The sequence below is a fragment of the Streptomyces sp. NPDC048361 genome (genome assembly GCF_040651795.1).
In the GTDB taxonomy this organism is placed as follows: Bacteria; Actinomycetota; Actinomycetes; order Streptomycetales; family Streptomycetaceae; genus Streptomyces.
In genome coordinates this window covers 16757-33019 of record NZ_JBEZKW010000015.1, presented here as the reverse complement: position 1 = coordinate 33019, position 16263 = coordinate 16757, and the positions used below count along the sequence as shown (strand labels likewise).

At 70.7% G+C, this 16263-nt stretch carries 11 protein-coding genes; 4 read left to right on the top strand and 7 right to left on the bottom strand.

The window, feature by feature from the left end:
* Nucleotides 1-34 precede the first annotated feature (34 nt).
* Nucleotides 35-2413: an FtsX-like permease family protein gene (locus AB0D31_RS11255; RefSeq protein ID WP_362720173.1), complete on the bottom strand. Its 2379-nt coding sequence runs from the start codon at nucleotides 2411-2413 to the stop codon at nucleotides 35-37.
* A gap of 270 nt (nucleotides 2414-2683) precedes the next feature.
* On the opposite strand from AB0D31_RS11255, the gene AB0D31_RS11250 reads away from it, so the two are divergent.
* The gene (locus AB0D31_RS11250; RefSeq protein WP_362720170.1) at nucleotides 2684-4975 is read left to right on the top strand and encodes a transglycosylase domain-containing protein; all 2292 of its coding nucleotides are present in this window, start codon (nucleotides 2684-2686) and stop codon (nucleotides 4973-4975) included.
* 91 nt (nucleotides 4976-5066) lie between these two features.
* On the opposite strand, the gene AB0D31_RS11245 is transcribed toward AB0D31_RS11250, so the two are convergent.
* From AB0D31_RS11245 to AB0D31_RS11235, 3 genes are all read right to left on the bottom strand, one after another.
* Nucleotides 5067-7202 (bottom strand): ATP-binding SpoIIE family protein phosphatase, encoded by a 2136-nt coding sequence (locus AB0D31_RS11245; RefSeq protein ID WP_362720167.1) that lies wholly within the window; start codon nucleotides 7200-7202, stop codon nucleotides 5067-5069.
* Nucleotides 7203-7492: 290 nt separating this feature from the next.
* Nucleotides 7493-8170: a DUF402 domain-containing protein gene (locus AB0D31_RS11240; RefSeq protein ID WP_362720164.1), complete on the bottom strand. Its 678-nt coding sequence runs from the start codon at nucleotides 8168-8170 to the stop codon at nucleotides 7493-7495.
* Between the two features lie 116 nt (nucleotides 8171-8286).
* Nucleotides 8287-9678, bottom strand: a complete 1392-nt coding sequence (locus tag AB0D31_RS11235; RefSeq protein WP_362720161.1) for a class II fumarate hydratase — start codon at nucleotides 9676-9678, stop codon at nucleotides 8287-8289.
* Nucleotides 9679-9819: 141 nt separating this feature from the next.
* Between AB0D31_RS11235 and AB0D31_RS11230 the strand changes: the two genes are divergently transcribed.
* The gene (locus AB0D31_RS11230) at nucleotides 9820-11343 is read left to right on the top strand and encodes a ricin-type beta-trefoil lectin domain protein (protein WP_362720158.1); all 1524 of its coding nucleotides are present in this window, start codon (nucleotides 9820-9822) and stop codon (nucleotides 11341-11343) included.
* Between the two features lie 22 nt (nucleotides 11344-11365).
* Here AB0D31_RS11230 and AB0D31_RS11225 read toward each other — a convergent pair whose 3' ends face one another.
* A complete protein-coding gene (locus AB0D31_RS11225; RefSeq protein ID WP_362720155.1) occupies nucleotides 11366-11734 on the bottom strand; it encodes a hypothetical protein in 369 nt (122 codons plus the stop codon).
* Between the two features lie 229 nt (nucleotides 11735-11963).
* The gene (locus AB0D31_RS11220) at nucleotides 11964-13622 is read right to left on the bottom strand and encodes a fumarate hydratase (protein WP_362720152.1); all 1659 of its coding nucleotides are present in this window, start codon (nucleotides 13620-13622) and stop codon (nucleotides 11964-11966) included.
* A 197-nt stretch (nucleotides 13623-13819) separates the two neighbouring features.
* Here AB0D31_RS11220 and AB0D31_RS11215 point away from each other — a divergent pair, with 197 nt between their 5' ends.
* Together AB0D31_RS11215 and AB0D31_RS11210 are read left to right on the top strand one after the other, a co-directional pair.
* Nucleotides 13820-14494 (top strand): DUF1707 domain-containing protein, encoded by a 675-nt coding sequence (locus AB0D31_RS11215; RefSeq protein ID WP_362720435.1) that lies wholly within the window; start codon nucleotides 13820-13822, stop codon nucleotides 14492-14494.
* 151 nt (nucleotides 14495-14645) lie between these two features.
* Nucleotides 14646-14999, top strand: coding sequence for a WhiB family transcriptional regulator (locus AB0D31_RS11210; protein ID WP_267056074.1), 354 nt, complete (start codon nucleotides 14646-14648; stop codon nucleotides 14997-14999).
* Between the two features lie 112 nt (nucleotides 15000-15111).
* On the opposite strand, the gene glpX is transcribed toward AB0D31_RS11210, so the two are convergent.
* Entirely contained in the window at nucleotides 15112-16143 is a 1032-nt protein-coding gene (gene glpX / locus AB0D31_RS11205) for a class II fructose-bisphosphatase (RefSeq protein WP_362720149.1), read from the bottom strand.
* Between the last annotated feature and the right edge of the window lie 120 nt (nucleotides 16144-16263).

Below are 16263 nucleotides of genomic sequence, written 5' to 3'. Positions count from 1 at the left end.
CTGGTGGTCCGAGTGTTGGGAGAGCTGTGGGGTGTCATTCGGTACGCAGCCCGTCGGAGCGCATCTGGCGCCACAGGACCGGCAGGCTCAGCAGGGTCACCGCGAGGATCACCGCGGCGCCCGCGCCCGCCAGCGGCACGAAGAGCCACCAGCTCGTCACGGTCTTGCCGATGATCCGCAGCATGAGGGCGCCGAGCGCGGTGCCGCCCGCCACGGCGAGCGCGATCCCGAGGGCCACCGGCACCGCCGTCTGCCACAGGACGGATCCCGCGAGCGTGGCGCGCCGGGTGCCGAAGGCGACCAGTGCCGCCAACAGGCGCCTGCGCTCGCGCAGTTGCTCGACCTGGGAGACGAGCATGCCGGCCGCGATCAGGCCGAGCGTGGCGAGCGACGCGGCCTGCAGCCCGGTCTGGATGCCGGCGTACTGACGGTCGCGTTCGATGGTGCGTACGGTGGCGACGCGCAGCTGCGGGGAGAGCGCGGCCGCGGTGTTGCGGATGTGCTCGGCGGCGTCCGGCACCCGCTGGTCGACGGTGAGCATCGCCGAGGTGCGGGCGCCGGAGGTGAGCAGCGAGGTGTCCATCGCGCCGGGCGTCACGAAGACGCCGTCCTGCACCTCGCCCGTGGGGTCCGGGCGTCCCATGACGGTGCGGGTGGCGGCGGGCAGCGTCCACAGCTTCGGCGGGATGCCGCTCTCGTCCGACGTGGTGTTGAGCGGCTTGCCCGGCCGGGCCGTGCGGTCCACCCAGGCGGCCTGCTCGGGGTCGGAGGGGTGCACCACGAAGGTGTCGCCGTCCTGGCACGTGTCGATACGGGCCAGCTCGCGCAGGGTCGCGCAGTCACCGAGGGTCAACTGGGTGGTGGGCCGGATGTCGTCGGCGGTGAGCGGCCCCGGCTTGGTCACATAGCTGCTGACGGAGCCGATCACCTGGCTCACGCCCGGCGTCCCGCGGAACGCCCCGATCATGCGCTCGGCGAGCGCCGCGTCGGGATAGTCGGCGAGCACGGTGTACTGGGCGCGGCTCGCGTCCGCGCCCGTCACCTTGTTGAAGTCGTCATGGATACCCACGAAGAACATGTGGAGCGCCACCGAACCGGCGACCGCCACCGTGATGCCGCTGACCGCCCGCGAGGCGGCGCCACTGCTCAACTGGAGCCCGCGGACGGCCAGTTGCCAGGACGGCGAGCCGCCGCGCAGCAGCCCCATCACCGCCTCCACCAGCCAGGGCAGCAGAGTGATGAGCCCGGCCAGTACCAGGGTGGCGCCCGCGGCGATGGTGACCGGGCCCATGGCGTCCATCAGCTGGACCCCGATACCGGGCGGCGCCACCGAGAGGGGCGCCGTGCGGGCGTCCGGGTTCTGGGAGACGAAGAGCAGCACCACACCGAGGCCGGGCATCGCGAGCCGCCACCACAGCCTGCGGCGCCGGATGCGTCCGCCCCGTACGACACCGAGAGGCTCGACGCTCACCGAGCGCATCGCGGCCAGGGTCACACCCACCGCGAGGGCGGGCACCGCGACGGCGACGAGCAGCGCGAGCCACGGCAGCGGCCTGAGGTCACCGGGGAAGAAGCCGAAGCTCCACAGGCCGAGGGGGCCGATGAGTTCGGCGAGGCCGAGGAAGAGCAGGGCGCCGACGGCGAGGCCGAGCGCGGCCCCCGCGAGCGCCTCACCGCCGGCGACCCAGCGGGTGGTGCGGGCGTCGGCGCCGACCAGCCGCAGAGCCGCGAGCCGCCGGTCGCGCCGCTCGCCGCCGAACCGTACGGCGGTCGCGATGAAGATGGCGACGGGCATGAGGAGGACGACACAACTCAGGATGACGAGCACCACGAGCATCGGATCGAGCTGCTGCGTCTCGCCGATGTTGCCGAAGCCCGCCGCCGACGAGGCGCCGGCGTCGGTGGAGAGGGCGGCGTCGCCCGCGTAGAAGTAGAGCTCCGACGGTTCGACGAGTCCCGCGTCACCGATCGTCGCGGTGATCTTGTACGGGAGCCGTGGGCGCAGCAGTTCGCCCTCGGGGGAGGCGAGCAGATCGCGCAGTGCGGGGGAGACGGCCATGGTGCCGGCGGCGGGTATCGCCGTCAGGCCGGGCGGGAGCACCGGGTCGGCGTTGGCCGGGCGCAGCACCTTGCCGCCGATGGTGGAGGAGCGGTACTCGGTGTCGGCGACGGCATAGAGGAGCGAGACCGTGCGGTGCGCGGCGTTCCTGTCGGAGCCGGCGGAGAACGGCTGCCGGGCGTGGATGCGGTTGGCCCGCTCGTCGTCGAGGTGCGGCACGGAGGCCGCGCCGAGGAGCATGGCGACACCGAGGCCGACGCCGACCGCGGTGAGCCAGGTGCGGACCCAGCCCTCGCGGCCACCGCTGACGGCGAACCGGATGCCGAGGCCCAGATCGTGGAGGCGTCGCTTCATGGGAGAGGACTATACGCACGAGGTATACCCGCTGTGTATACCCGGGGTGCATAGCGCCGGAGAGGCATGTCATTACGGGACATAAAGGGGCGGTGTCCGGAACTCTCGCAACCCTTGGGACGATTCGATCGTCGGTTCCCATGGGGCAGGTGCTGATTCTCACGTACGGAAAAGACGTGATCGAATCCGTTATGTCCATACGTGCGGTGTTAGTTTTCTGAGCTGATCTGGCGAGTCTGGTGAGTCATATGAAGGCGAGCGACTGAGGTTATGGGCCGAGCGGAAGAGCGGCGCGCCCGGCAGGGCGGGGCGCGCCGAGGCAAGCAGAAGGTGAAGAAGAAGGGCATACGCCGGTTCTTCACCTGGAAGACGATGCTCGGCACGTTCTTCGGGCTCTGCCTTCTCGCGATGGGCGCGTTCTACGCCATCTACCTGATGGTGCAGATCCCCAGCGACAACGCCGAGGCCCACATGGAGAGCAACGTCTACAAGCTCTCCAACGGCCAGATGCTCGCCCGCTCGGGCCAGGTGAACCGCGAAGCCGTCAAGCTCGACCAGGTGTCGCCAGAGATCCAGCACAGCTTCGTCGCGCTGGAGAACAAGACGTTCTACGAGGACAAGGGCGTCGACTTCAAGGGCACCACCCGCGGCATCCTCAAGACCCTGATGGGCAAGGGCGCCCAGGGCGGCTCGACCATCACTCAGCAGTACGTCAAGAACAACTACCTGACGCAGGAGCAGACGGTCACCCGCAAGCTGAAGGAGATCGTGATCTCCCTCAAGGTGGACCAGCGCTTCAGTAAGAACGAGATCCTCGCCGGGTACATGAACACCAGCTACTACGGCCGGAACGCCTATGGCATCCAGGCCGCGGCGCAGGCGTACTACGGCAAGGACGCCTCCAAGCTGACGCTGTCGGAGGGCACGTACCTCGCCGCGCTGCTCCAGGCGCCCAGTCAGTACGACTGGCAGACGGCCGGCCCCGTCGGCAAGCAGCTGGTGGAGGGCCGCTGGAACAAGGCCCTCGACAACATGGTCGAGAAGAAGTGGCTGACCCCGGAGGATCGCAAGAACACGAAGTTCGAGCCGCCCATGGACGCCAAGGCCGCGCCGGGCCTGGAGGGACAGACCGGTTACCTGGTCGACGCCGCCAAGGACGAGTTGCGGGCCAACGGAGTCAGCGACGCCCTCCTGGCTCGCGGCGGCTGGACGATCACGCTCAACATCGACCCCGCCAAGCAGAAGCTTCTGGAGAACGCGGTCAAGGAAAAGCTCACCGGCAAGCTCGACCCGAAGAAGCGCAAGGTCGACGCCGATCTCCAGGCCGGCGCGGCGTCGGTGGACCCGAAGACCGGCTCGGTGGTCGCCCTCTATGGTGGGCAGGACTATCCCAAGCACCAGCTCAGCAACGCCACCAACGAGACCTACCAGCCCGCCTCGACGTTCAAGCCGGTCATCCTCGCGACCGCCCTCAACCAGGGCGCCGAGACGCAGGACGGTCAGCCGATCAAGGCGAACACGGTCTACGACGGCAAGAACAGGCGACCGGTCAAGGGCAGCAAGATCGCCTTCGCCCCGCCGAACGAGGACGACGTCAGCTACGGTCCCATCAGCGTCCAGGTCGCGATGAACAAGTCGGTCAACTCCGTCTTCGCGCAGATGGGCGTCGACGCCGACCTCTCCAAGGTGCGCGACACCGCCGTGGAGATGGGCATGAAGTCCCTCGACGGCAGAGCTCCCCTGCCGTCGATGACTCTCGGCTCCTACGGTGCGAGCCCGCTCCAGATGGCCGCGGTCTACGCCACGCTCGACAACCACGGCAAGAAGGTCACGCCGTCGATCGTGAAGACGGCCGTGCACAAGGACCACAAGTACAACAAGCCCGACCCCGTCGGCAGCCAGGTCATCAGCCGGGACGCGGCCGACGCCGTCACCTCGGTGCTCACCGGCGTGGTCGACGACGGTACGGCTCATGATTCCGTGGCCGCCGCCGACAACCGCGACGGCAAGCAGGTCGCGGGCAAGACCGGTACCTCCGACGACAACAAGTCGGCCTGGTTCACCGGCTACACCCCCGACCTCGTCACCTCCGTCGGGATGTGGGGCGAGGCTGCCTCTCCGCGCGTGGTGAAGGTCGACGGCAAGGACGTGAACATCCCCAAGGGCGGCCAGGTCACGATGGCCCATGGCGCAGGGGAGGACGGCCGTATCAACGGTGGTTCCATACCGGCCCGCATCTGGGCCGCGTACACCTTCGACGCGGTCAAGGGCGGCGCCGACAAGTTCGACCTGGAGACCGACCAGGGCGCGGCCGTCGAGCCCGCCTACACGCCGTCGAAGACGCCCAGCGGCACCCCGTCGAAGTCGACGAGTCCGACGCCGTCCAAGTCGACGAGTCCGACGCCGTCGAAGTCGACCAGCCCCACGCCGTCGAAGCAGCCGAGCGGGACGCCGAGCGGGACGAGTTCGCACCGCCCGCCGAAGTCGCCGCCGGCGACGCCGACCAACTCGGGCGGTCCGAGCCTGCCGGACGATCCGTTCAACCCGGCCGGGCCCAACTGACCCGGCCGCCCCACCGATACGGCCGACGGCCCCCGTTCCCGGGAAACCGGGAACGGGGGCCGTCGTGTGTCGTGGGCGGGTGCCCGCGGTGTCAGGGGCCGGTGGGCAGTTCGAACCAGACCACCTTGCCGCCGGAGAGCCGGGTCGCGCCCCAGCGCCGGGCCAGGCGGTTGACGAGGAAGAGGCCGCGGCCGCCCTCGTCGGTCTCGCGGGCCCGGCGCTGGCGCGGCAGTTGGGGCGAGTCGTCGCCGACCTCGCAGCGCAGGACGTCCGTCTTGAGCAGCCGCAGCGTGACCGGCCGCTCGGCGTACCGCACGGCGTTGGTGACGACCTCGCTCACCAGAAGCTCCACCGAGTCGGTGAGCTCTTCGAGACCCCAGCGCTCCAGCGCCCTGCGGGCCAGCCGCCGGGCCCGGCCGGGGGCGGTCTCCTCCGGGTCGAGGAACCAGTACGCCACGTCGCTCGGCGCGATCCCGTCGAAGCGGGCGGCGAGCAGCGCGATGTCGTCGTCCCGGTCGCCGGGGCCGAGCATGTCCAGCACGTCGTCGCAGAGCGCTTCGAGCGGCGGCGAGTGGTCGGGGCCGGTCAACTGGGCGGTGGCGGCGAGGCGTTCGCGCAGCTGCTCGATGCCGGTCCACACGTCGCGCAGGCGCGACTCGACCAGGCCGTCGGTGTAGAGGAGCAGCGTCGCACCCGCCGGGGCGTCCAGTTCGACGGCCTCGAAGTCGACGCCGCCGACGCCGATCGGGGCGCCCGGCGGCACCCGCAGGACCTCGGCGCGGCCCCCGAGGTGGAGCAGCACCGGTGGCGGGTGGCCGGCGTTGGCGATGGTGATGCGGTGCGCGACCGGGTCGTACACCGCGTACAGGCAGGTCGCCATCCGGTCGGTGCCGAGCCGCTGGGCCTGCTCGTCGAGGTGGTGCAGGACCTCGGCGGGCGGCAGGTCGAGGCCGGCCAGGGTCTGTGCGGTGGTGCGGAGCTGGCCCATGATCGCGGCGGAGGTCATGGAGTGGCCCATGACATCGCCGACCACGAGCGCGACCCGGCTGCCGGGCAGCGGGATCGCGTCGTACCAGTCGCCGCCGACCCGGGCGGTCTCGGCCGCCGGAAGGTAGCGCGAGGCGAGCCGCACGCCGGTGGGCTGGGGGAGGCTGTCGGGCAGCATGGTGCGCTGGAGCTCGTCGGCGATGTACGCCTCACGTCCGTACAGCACCGCCTTGTCGATGCCGAGCGCGGTGTGGGTGGCCAACTGGGCCGCCACGAGAAGGTCGTTGGCCTCGAAGGCGGGGCGTTCGGGGCCGCGCACGAAGACGGCGGCGCCGATCACCCGGCGCCGGCCTCGGAGCGGTGCGAGTATCGCCCGCCGGCCGCCGGGCACCGTACGGTCGGGCCCGAGCAGCTCGGCCAGGGCGGCGCGGGCGGCGGGGGACTCCGCGAAGACCGGACGCACCCCGCGCAGCACCTCGTTGAGCTCGCCGCCGGTGCGTACCTCGCACAGTTCGGAGGCGGGGGTGAGGTCGGGGCCCGCGCCGCCGAGCACGGTGAGGCCCTCGGCCTCCGCGCTCTCGCTCAGCGCCTCATCGACTAAACGCAGCCGGTCGGTGCGGCGAAGGCGCAGCACGAACGGGGTCGCCGGGCGCTCGTCGCCGACCGGCAGCGGGTCGCGCAGATGGACCAGGATCGCGTCGGAGAAGGTCGGCACGGTGGCCCGGCACAGGCCGAGCACGATCTCGTCGAGGTCTATGCCGCGGGCGATCCGCCGGGTCGCGGCGCCCACGAAGCGCAGTCGGTCGCCCTCGCGCCGCGCCACGTCCACGCCGTCACCGGACGCCGGGACGCCGGATCCACCGCCGCCCGAGGGGTCTGCACCGGGTCCACCGACGCCGGTCGCGCCGATGCCGGGCACGGCCGCCGCGGCCGCCGCGTCCCGGCCGGCGCGCTCGGGCTGGCCCGGCACGGAGGCGGTCACGCCGCTGCTCCGGTCGGTCGCGCGACCGGCCGGCCGGCCGCGCCGGCCGGGGCCGCGCGCCGTGTCCTGGGCCGCGGGCGCGGCGGCGTGTTCGCCTCCGCCCTGCCCGGCGCGCGGGTCGGCGCCCGCCTCCGCGGCGGCCGGTGTGTCTGCATGAGGCCTCCCCTGCTCCTCAAGAGCGTGCGGAAGGGTCTGCTCGGAGGGCCGGGCGCGTTCCTTGTGCCGGCTCTCGTGCGAGGTGGGCTGGGGCTCCGTCACGCGTCGGGTTCCGTCCGTCCGGGATGAGACATCCGCCCTGCCGCGAGCGGCGGCAGCGGCAGCGGCAGGGTAAGGCTGCGTGAGGCGGTCGCTTCACGCGGAGTACCCTCCCCCAGGTCCTTGAGGTGTGGGGGGAGCCCCGTCCGGGCGGCGACACCGGGCATGCTCCACCCCCCTGTGGTGACATACGGTCAATTGTTGCACCGAGACCGCCGATTGGCGCGGGTAGGCCGTGCACGGCCCCGCGGAGGACGATCCTACGTTTGAACCCCGGGGGCGCATCAAGGGTCTCACGACGTCATGTGCGCCGGAGTGCGATCCCAGTCCACCGGGAGCGCGGGAACGGGCCAGCGCGGATCGGGACGCCAGGCCTCCCAGCCGTCCGAGAACGGATGGCCCCACGCCTCGATCACCTCGACCGCGGCGTGCCCGGCCGCCCGGATCCGCCCCGCCTGCCCGCCGTCGATCAGGCCCACCTGCTGGGCCTGGGCGAACTCGTCCTCGTCCAGCCAGCTCCACCCGCGGTCCGGGTCGACCGCGATGTCGAGGAAGTGGTCCGTGGAGTCGATGCCGCCCGACCATCGCACGCGCGGCTCCTCCAGGTTCACGTACCAGTTCTTGAAACGCCAGCCCCGCTCCCAGAACAGCCACACCGACCAGGGCTCGCCGGGGCGGGCGAGCTTGAGCACACCGGTGCCGAACCACTGGGAACGCTCCGTGGTGCGCGGCGCGGTGTAGCGGGTGGCCAGTGGTTCCTGATACACCGGGCGGCCGTCCGCGAGCACCGGCCGTACGCACTGGGTGCCGGGCGCCATCCACACCGCGAGTATCTCGTCGGTGTCCTGGACGACGGTGACGGGGCGGCAGATGTGCACACGCCCCTTCACGCCGGGACCGTGGTCGCGATAGCGCCAGAGGATCTGGTCCCCCGGCGCCCAGTGTGGGGTGCCGCCTCCTGTGCCTGCCATGTGCAGATATTACGGAGTGCGGTCAAGACCCCGCTGCGACGTGGATCACGGGCGGCCGGAACACGGACGGCCGGATCACGGACAGCGGGATTACGGACGGCCGGATCACGGGCGGCTCAGGGCCGGGTCATCCGCAGGACGTCGAGCGCCTCGTCGAGTTGCTCGACCGTCAGGTCGCCGCGCTCGACGTACCCCGATTCCAGGACCACCTCGCGGATGGTCTTCCGTTCGGAGAGGGACTTCTTGGCGACCTTGGCGGCCTCCTCGTACCCGATGTACTTGTTGAGCGGGGTGACCACCGACGGCGAGGACTCGGCGTACTCGCGGGCCCGCTCCACATGGGCGGTGATGCCGTCGACGGTGCGGTCGGCGAGCAGTCGGGAGACGTTGGCGAGCAGCCGCACCGACTCCAGGAGGTTCTTGGCGATCACCGGGAGCATCACGTTGAGCTCGAAGTTGCCGGCCGCGCCCGCCGTCGCGACCGTCGCGTCGTTGCCGATCACCTGGGCCGCGACCATGAGGACGGCCTCCGGAATGACCGGATTGACCTTTCCGGGCATGATCGACGAGCCCGGCTGGAGGTCGGGAAGGCTGATCTCGGCCAATCCCGTACGCGGGCCCGACGCCATCCAGCGCAGGTCGTTGGAGATCTTCGTGAGCGAGACCGCGATGGTGCGCAGCTGACCACTGGTCTCCACCAGGCCGTCACGCGCGCCCTGCGCCTCGAAGTGGTCCCTCGCCTCGGTCAGCGGAAGCCCGGTGGTGCGCGCGACCTCGGCGATGACGGCCGCCGAGAAGCCGTGCGGGGTGTTGATGCCGGTGCCGACCGCCGTGCCGCCGAGGGGGAGTTCGGCCAGGCGGGGCAGGGCGGAGCGCAGCCGCTCGACGCCGTAGCGCATCTGCGCCGCGTAGCCGCCGAACTCCTGGCCGAGGGTGACCGGGGTGGCATCCATCAGATGCGTACGCCCCGACTTGACGACGTCGGCGAACTCGGCCGACTTGCGCTCAAGGGCGCTCGCCAGATGGTCGAGGGCGGGGATCAGGTCGGCGGTGACGGCGGCCGTCGCGGCGATGTGGATGGAGGACGGGAAGACGTCGTTGGAGGACTGCGAGGCGTTCACATGGTCGTTGGGGTGGACGGCGCGGCCCAGCTTCTCGGTGGCGAGCGTCGCCACGACCTCGTTCATGTTCATGTTCGACGAGGTGCCGGATCCGGTCTGGAAGACGTCGACCGGGAAGTGGTCGTCCCAGCGGCCCTCGGCGACCTCGCCTGCCGCCGCCTCGACGGCGCCCGCAATGTCCTTGTCGACGACGCCGAGCTCGGCGTTGACCTTGGCGGCGGCCGCCTTGATGCGGGCCAGCGCCTCGATGTGGGCGCGCTCAAGACGCTGCCCGGAGACGGGGAAGTTCTCCACCGCCCGCTGGGTCTGGGCCCGCCACTTGGCGTGCGCGGGGACCCGCACCTCACCCATCGAGTCGTGCTCGGTCCGGTACTCGCTGTCGTTCATGGGGTTGAACCTCCTGCAAAAGTTGAGCAGTTGTCTTGTTCTACCTATTCCCAACACGCCCTACCGGCCAGTAAATACCGGTGGGCCGCATTCTCCCGGGGGGACGACCCTCGTACCCCCGGAGCCCACCAGGGAGGCGTAATGAGGCGCACCAGGCACAGACTCCGCTGTACGTTCGCGGCGGCGGTGGCCGCCGCGGCGGCGTTCGGCGGCATGGCAGTGGGCGCGCCCGGCGCCCAGGCCGCGTCCGCACCGTCCGTCCAGTCCACCCCGCTCCCGCCCGACCTGGAGAAGATCCGGGCGGCGGAGGCCACCCAGCTGTACGGGGGCCCGGCCGAGCGGCCCATGGCCGACCGGAAGACCGGTCTGATCTCGCTGGGGGACAGCGAGATATCCGGCGAGGGCGTCGGCACGTACGAGGCCGGCACCAACGGGCCCGACAACTGGTGCCACCGCTCGCCCGACTCCGCGATCCACCGCACCGGCATCCCGGCCGACGAGACGTACAACGTCGCCTGCTCGGGCGCGTACACCGGCAACATCAGGATCGGCGGGACCAAGCAGTACGCCGACGAACTCGTGCAGAGCGACAGCCTCGCCATCAAGGCGCGCAACACCCGCATCAAGATGGTGCTCCTGGTCGCGGGCGCCAACGACGACCTCCAGTTCGGCCCGGTCATGACCGACTGCGTCGAGCGCTATCTGCTGCTCCAGGGCCCGTGCCAGTCGAAGTACGAGCCCGGCTGGCAGGCCCGGGTCGACGCGCTCGTGCCCAAGGTCGAGGGGACCGTGAGCGACCTCAAGACCGTGATGCGCGACGCGGGGTACGCCGACGGCTCGTACAAGCTCGTCGTGATGGGCTACCCGAGCCCGATCGGCCCCGACTTCCACGACAACCCCGGCTTCCCCGGCAAGCTCGTCTGCGGCGGGCTCGGCTACGACTCCGACACCGTATGGGGCCGCAACACCGCGGTGCCCGCCTTCGAGGTCGGCATGCGCAAGGCCGCCCAGGACACCGGTGCGACCTACCTCGACGACTCGCGGCTCTTCAACGGCCACGAGGTCTGCATGGAGGACACCTGGGCCCGGGGGCTGTTCATCGACGTCTCCAAGCCCGGTCTGCCGGACGAGAACTCGGTCCGCCAGTCCTTCCACCCCAACTACCGGGGCCACGGCGCCTTCGCCTCCTGCCTCACCCAGCTCTACAACTCCGGTGCGCAGGAAGGTAGTTGTGCTGACCCGGCCTCCACCGGGAGCCCGACGCTCTACCCGCTCGCCTGGGACGACGCGTACCGGCCGCTGAAGAACGAGGCGACCGGAAGCTGCGCCGACGTCACCGCCTCCAACAGCGCCAACGGCACGGCGGTCATCGGCTGGGACTGCCACGGCGGACGCAATCAGGGCTGGTGGTACGACGCCGGGCGCAAGTCCGTCCACACCCAGCTCACCCAGGACCGCTGCCTGGACGTGCCGGGGGCGAAGTACACCGCCGGCGCCCAGCTGATCATCTGGAACTGCTCGGGCTCGGCCAACCAGGAGTGGGTGCGCGCTTCGGGCACCCTGCGCCCGGCCGCGGCCACCAGCCTGTGCGCCACCCTCGGCGCCGCGAAGGACCCGCTCACCCTGCGCGGCTGCGACGGCAGCGCGAGTCAGCGCTTCGCCTGATCCGTACGGAAGCCCGGCCCCGTCACGGACGACTGTCCGCGGCGGGGCCGAGGTGCGCCACCTCGATCGCGGAGGGGGACAGCGCCGCCGATACGCGGACGCGGGCGCCGAGACCCAGCGGAACCCGGGCCCGCGCCGCGTACTTCAACGGCCGCCCGTGCACACAGAACAGCACCTCGCCGTAGCCGCCCCGCGGGATCGGCGTGACCACGTGCCCCGCCGCGCCGACCATGGCGTCCGCCGCGGGCGAGGCCTTCGCGCGCCGCCGCAGGAGCGTCCGGTCGAGGCCCGTGAGTAACCCGCGGGACTGGCTGAACCACCCCAACTGCGCCACCCCTCCCGGTGGTTGAACCGCCCCGGCCGAGACGGCGACCGGGGCGATTACGGACACATGCCAGGATAGGCAGCCAATTCACCAGGCCCTTAGGGCCTTTGGACCCTATTCGCGCACCGGTTTCGGCAGGGGATCAGCGTCGGAGGGGGGATCGGTCCCGGATGAGGATCAGGCCCGCACGGGATCAGGCCCGCACGGGGATCAGCCCCGCACGGGGATCAGCCTCCGAGGGGGATCAGCCCCGCACGGGGATCAGCCTCCGAGGGGGATCGGCCCCGCACGGCGATCAGCCGCGGACGGGGATGTTCAGGAACGTCGGGGGCTCGGCCGGGGCCTGGAAGAAGTCGTTGCCCTTGTCGTCGACGACGACGAACGCCGGGAAGTCCTCGACCTCGATCTTCCACACCGCTTCCATGCCGAGCTCCTCGTACTCGACGACCTCGACCTTCTTGATGCAGTCCTGCGCGAGCCGTGCCGCCGGGCCGCCGATCGAGCCGAGGTAGAAGCCGCCGTGCGCGTCGCAGGCGTCGGTGACCTGCTTCGAGCGGTTGCCCTTGGCCAGCATCACCTTGGAGCCGCCCGCCGCCTGGAACTGCTCGACGTAGGAGTCCATCCGGCCGGCCGTGGTCGGGCCGAACGAGCCGGACGCGTACCCCTCGGGGGTCTTGGCCGGGCCCGCGTAGTACACCGGGTGGTCCTTCAGGTACTGCGGCATCTCCTCGCCCGCGTCGAGCCGCTCCTTGATCTTGGCGTGCGCGATGTCGCGGGCCACGACCAGCGGGCCGGTCAGCGAGAGGCGGGTCTTGACCGGGTGCTTGGTCAGCTCGGCCAGGATCGCGTCCATCGGCTGGTTGAGGTCGATGCGTACGACGTCCTCTTCGCCCGCCGAAAGGTGCTCGTCGGTGGTCTCCGGCAGGAAGCGCGCCGGGTCGGTCTCCAGCTGCTCAAGGAAGACGCCCTCGGCGGTGATCTTCGCGACGGCCTGGCGGTCGGCCGAGCAGGAAACGGCGATCGCGACGGGCAGCGAGGCGCCGTGCCGCGGCAGGCGCACCACGCGGACGTCGTGGCAGAAGTACTTGCCGCCGAACTGCGCGCCGATGCCGATCTTCTGGGTCAGCTCGAAGACCTTCTTCTCCAGCTCCTCGTCGCGGAAGCCATGGCCCAACTCCGAGCCCTCGGAGGGCAGTTCGTCGAGGTAGTGCGCGGAGGCGTACTTCGCGGTCTTCAGCGCGAACTCGGCGCTGGTGCCGCCCACCACGATCGCCAGGTGGTACGGCGGGCACGCGGCGGTGCCGAGCGAGCGGATCTTCTCCTCCAGGAACTTCATCATGGAGGCCTCGTTCAGGACGGCCTTCGTCTCCTGGTAGAGGAACGACTTGTTGGCCGAGCCGCCGCCCTTGGCCATGAAGAGGAACTTGTAGGCGCCGCCGTCGGTCGCGTACAGCTCGATCTGCGCGGGCAGGTTGGAGCCGGTGTTCTTCTCGTCCCACATGGTCAGGGGCGCCATCTGCGAGTACCGCAGGTTGAGGTTCAGATAGGCGTCGTAGATGCCGCGCGACAGGGCCGCCTCGTCGCCGCCCGGGGTCAGCACGTTCTGGCCGCGCTTGCCCATGACGATCGCGGTGCCGGTGTCCTGGCACATCGGCAGGACGCCCGCCGCGGCGATGTTCGCGTTCTTCAGGAGGTCGAGCGCGACGAACTTGTCGTTGCCCGAGGCCTCCGGATCGTCGATGATCTTGCGGAGCTGGGCGAGGTGGGCCGGGCGCAGGTAGTGCTGGATGTCGTGGATCGCCTCGGCGGCGAGGGTGCGCAGCGCCTCCGGCTCGACCTTGAGGAACGTACGGCCGTCGGCCTCGAAGGTGGAGACACCCTCGGCGGTCACCAGGCGATACGGCGTGGTGTCCTCTCCCAGGGGGAGAAGGTCGGAGTACTGAAACTCTGGCATTACGGCCATTCCTCACTCGGCAGACAGCTGCCGTACCTCCATTGGCACAGCACCCTCCAGCGTATGCCGCGACCCCGCCGCCGTTGCTGTGAGGTAAGGCTCAGTTGCCGGGCCCGTCGAGCGATCGCGCCCGCGACTAGTCGCGATCTATCGCGTTTGGGTACGCTGCCTCCGTGGACCTCGAAAAGCACGCCAAGGTGGACCCGGCCGAGCCCGCGAAGCCCGATCTCACCCAGCACGCCGAGCCCCCGGCGCTGCGGGCCTCCGACGCCGACCGGGACCGGATCGCCGACATCCTGCGCGACGCGCTGGCCGAGGGGCGCCTCGACGCGGCCGAGCACTCCGAGCGGATCGACGCGGTCTACCGCGCCAAGACCGTCGGTGAACTGGAGCCCCTGGTAAGGGACTTGCCCGCGAGCGGGGCGCGCCCACGTCCGGTCGTCGCCCCCGGCCCGCGCGAGGCCGAGGAGACGGGCGCGGCGGTCGACGCCGAGAACCTCGTCGCCGTCTTCTCCGCCTCCACCCGCAAGGGCCGCTGGCGGGTCGGCCGGCGCACCAATGTCTTCTCCCTCTTCGGCAGCGTCGAGATCGACCTCACCGAGGCGCTCTTCGAGCAGCGTCTGACCGTCATCAACGCGACCGCGATTTTCGGCAATGTGGAGGTGCGGGTACCGGAAAACCTGAACCTGCGCGGCAGCGGCACCGGAATTTTCGGCAACTTCGAGGTGCACACCCTGGAGTCCGAGGATCCCGAGGCGCCGGTCGTCGTCGTCCATGGATACTCGGTCTTCGGCAACATCGAGGCCAAGCCGAAGCGGGGCAAGCTCATCGCCGACCTGCATCAGCGGCTGCGCAAGCGGCTCGAATCCTGACGTCGGGACCGGCGCACGGCGACGACGAGTTCAGGCCATCGCGCACCCGAGCGCAGTTCCGCCTGTCGGAACTCAGTGCATAGGCCCGCGCACAGCGGGTAGGGACTGTGCCATCGTCGCTCGCTCGCGAAGCCGTCGTCAGGAGTAGACCGTGCTGCATCCGCCGCATCATTCCCTGCAGGTCGCCGCCGTTCCGCCGCAGCGTGGTCAAGCCAGGGAGGATCAAGCGGGCCCGTGGCACGCGGAGGCGGTCTGCCGCCGGGACGAGGCGGGCCTGTTCTTCGCCCCCTCGAAGGAGCCGACGGCTGCGAGGCTCTCCCGCGAGGAAGCCGCCAAGCGCGTCTGTGCCCGCTGTCCGGTCATGGTGGAGTGCCGCGAGCACGCCCTGCTCATGCCCGAGCCGTACGGCGTCTGGGGCGGCCTGACCGCGGCCGAGCGCCGTGTCGTGATCGCCCGCCGCCGGCGGCGCGAGGTCGACTTGAAGAAGTCCGCGTCCGCCGCGTAGCCCTGCCTCCTGCGGCCCGCGTAGCTCCGCGTGCGTGAAGGGGCGCCCCCGCCGCACAACGGGGACGCCCCTTCACCTACGTACGAAGCGCTGAACTACCGTGCTCCCGGGCCTACTTGGCCCGGTCGAAGTCGATCGCGCTGTACGCGCGCAGCTTGGAGAGCCGGTGCGTGGAGTCGATCTGGCGGATCGTGCCCGACTTCGAGCGCATGACGAGCGACTGGGTCGTCGCGGTCGCCGAGCGGTAGCGGACGCCGCGGAGGAGCTCGCCGTCGGTGATGCCGGTGGCGACGAAGAACACGTTGTCGCCGCTGACCAGGTCGTCGGTGGAGAGCGTACGGTCCAGGTCGTGCCCGGCGTCGAGCGCGCGCTGACGCTCCGCCTCGTCCTTGGGCCACAGCTTGCCCTGGATCACACCGCCCAGGCACTTGATCGCGCAGGCCGAGATGATGCCCTCGGGGGTGCCGCCGATGCCCATGAGCAGGTCGACGCCGGTGCCCTCGCGCACGGCCATGATCGAACCGGCGACGTCGCCGTCCGAGATGAACTTGATGCGCGCGCCGGTCTCCCGGATCTCCTTGACGATGCCCTCGTGGCGGGGGCGGTCCAGGATGACCACGGTGACGTCCTCGGGCGAGGAGTTCTTGGCCTTGGCGACCCGGCGGATGTTCACCGAGACCGGGGCGTTGATGTCGACGAAGTCGGCGGCCTCGGGGCCGGTGACCAGCTTGTCCATGTAGAACACCGCGGACGGGTCGAACATGGCGCCGCGGTCGGCGGCGGCGAGCACGGCGATCGCGTTCGGCATGCCCTTGGCGTTGAGGGTGGTGCCGTCGATGGGGTCGACGGCGATGTCGACCTCCGCGCCGGTGCCGTCGCCGATGCGCTCCCCGTTGTAGAGCATGGGGGCCTCGTCCTTCTCGCCCTCACCGATGACGACGATGCCGTTCATCGAGACGGTGGAGACGAGGGTCCGCATGGCGTTGACCGCGGCGCCGTCCGCGCCGATCTTGTCCCCGCGGCCGACCCAGCGGCCGGCGGCCATGGCGGCCGCCTCGGTGACCCGGACCAGTTCGAGGGCCAGGTTGCGGTCGGGAGCCTCGGGGGAGACCTCGAGTTCGGACGGCAGATGATGCTCGGTCATCGGAGCGCACCTTTCTGTACGGCGACGGCCGCAAGGTAAGAGGGTGCTAGGACTCTATCGGCACGTCGACAAATTGAGCAGAGGGGCCCACGTATGAGCGGCGACATGACCTGAGAACAT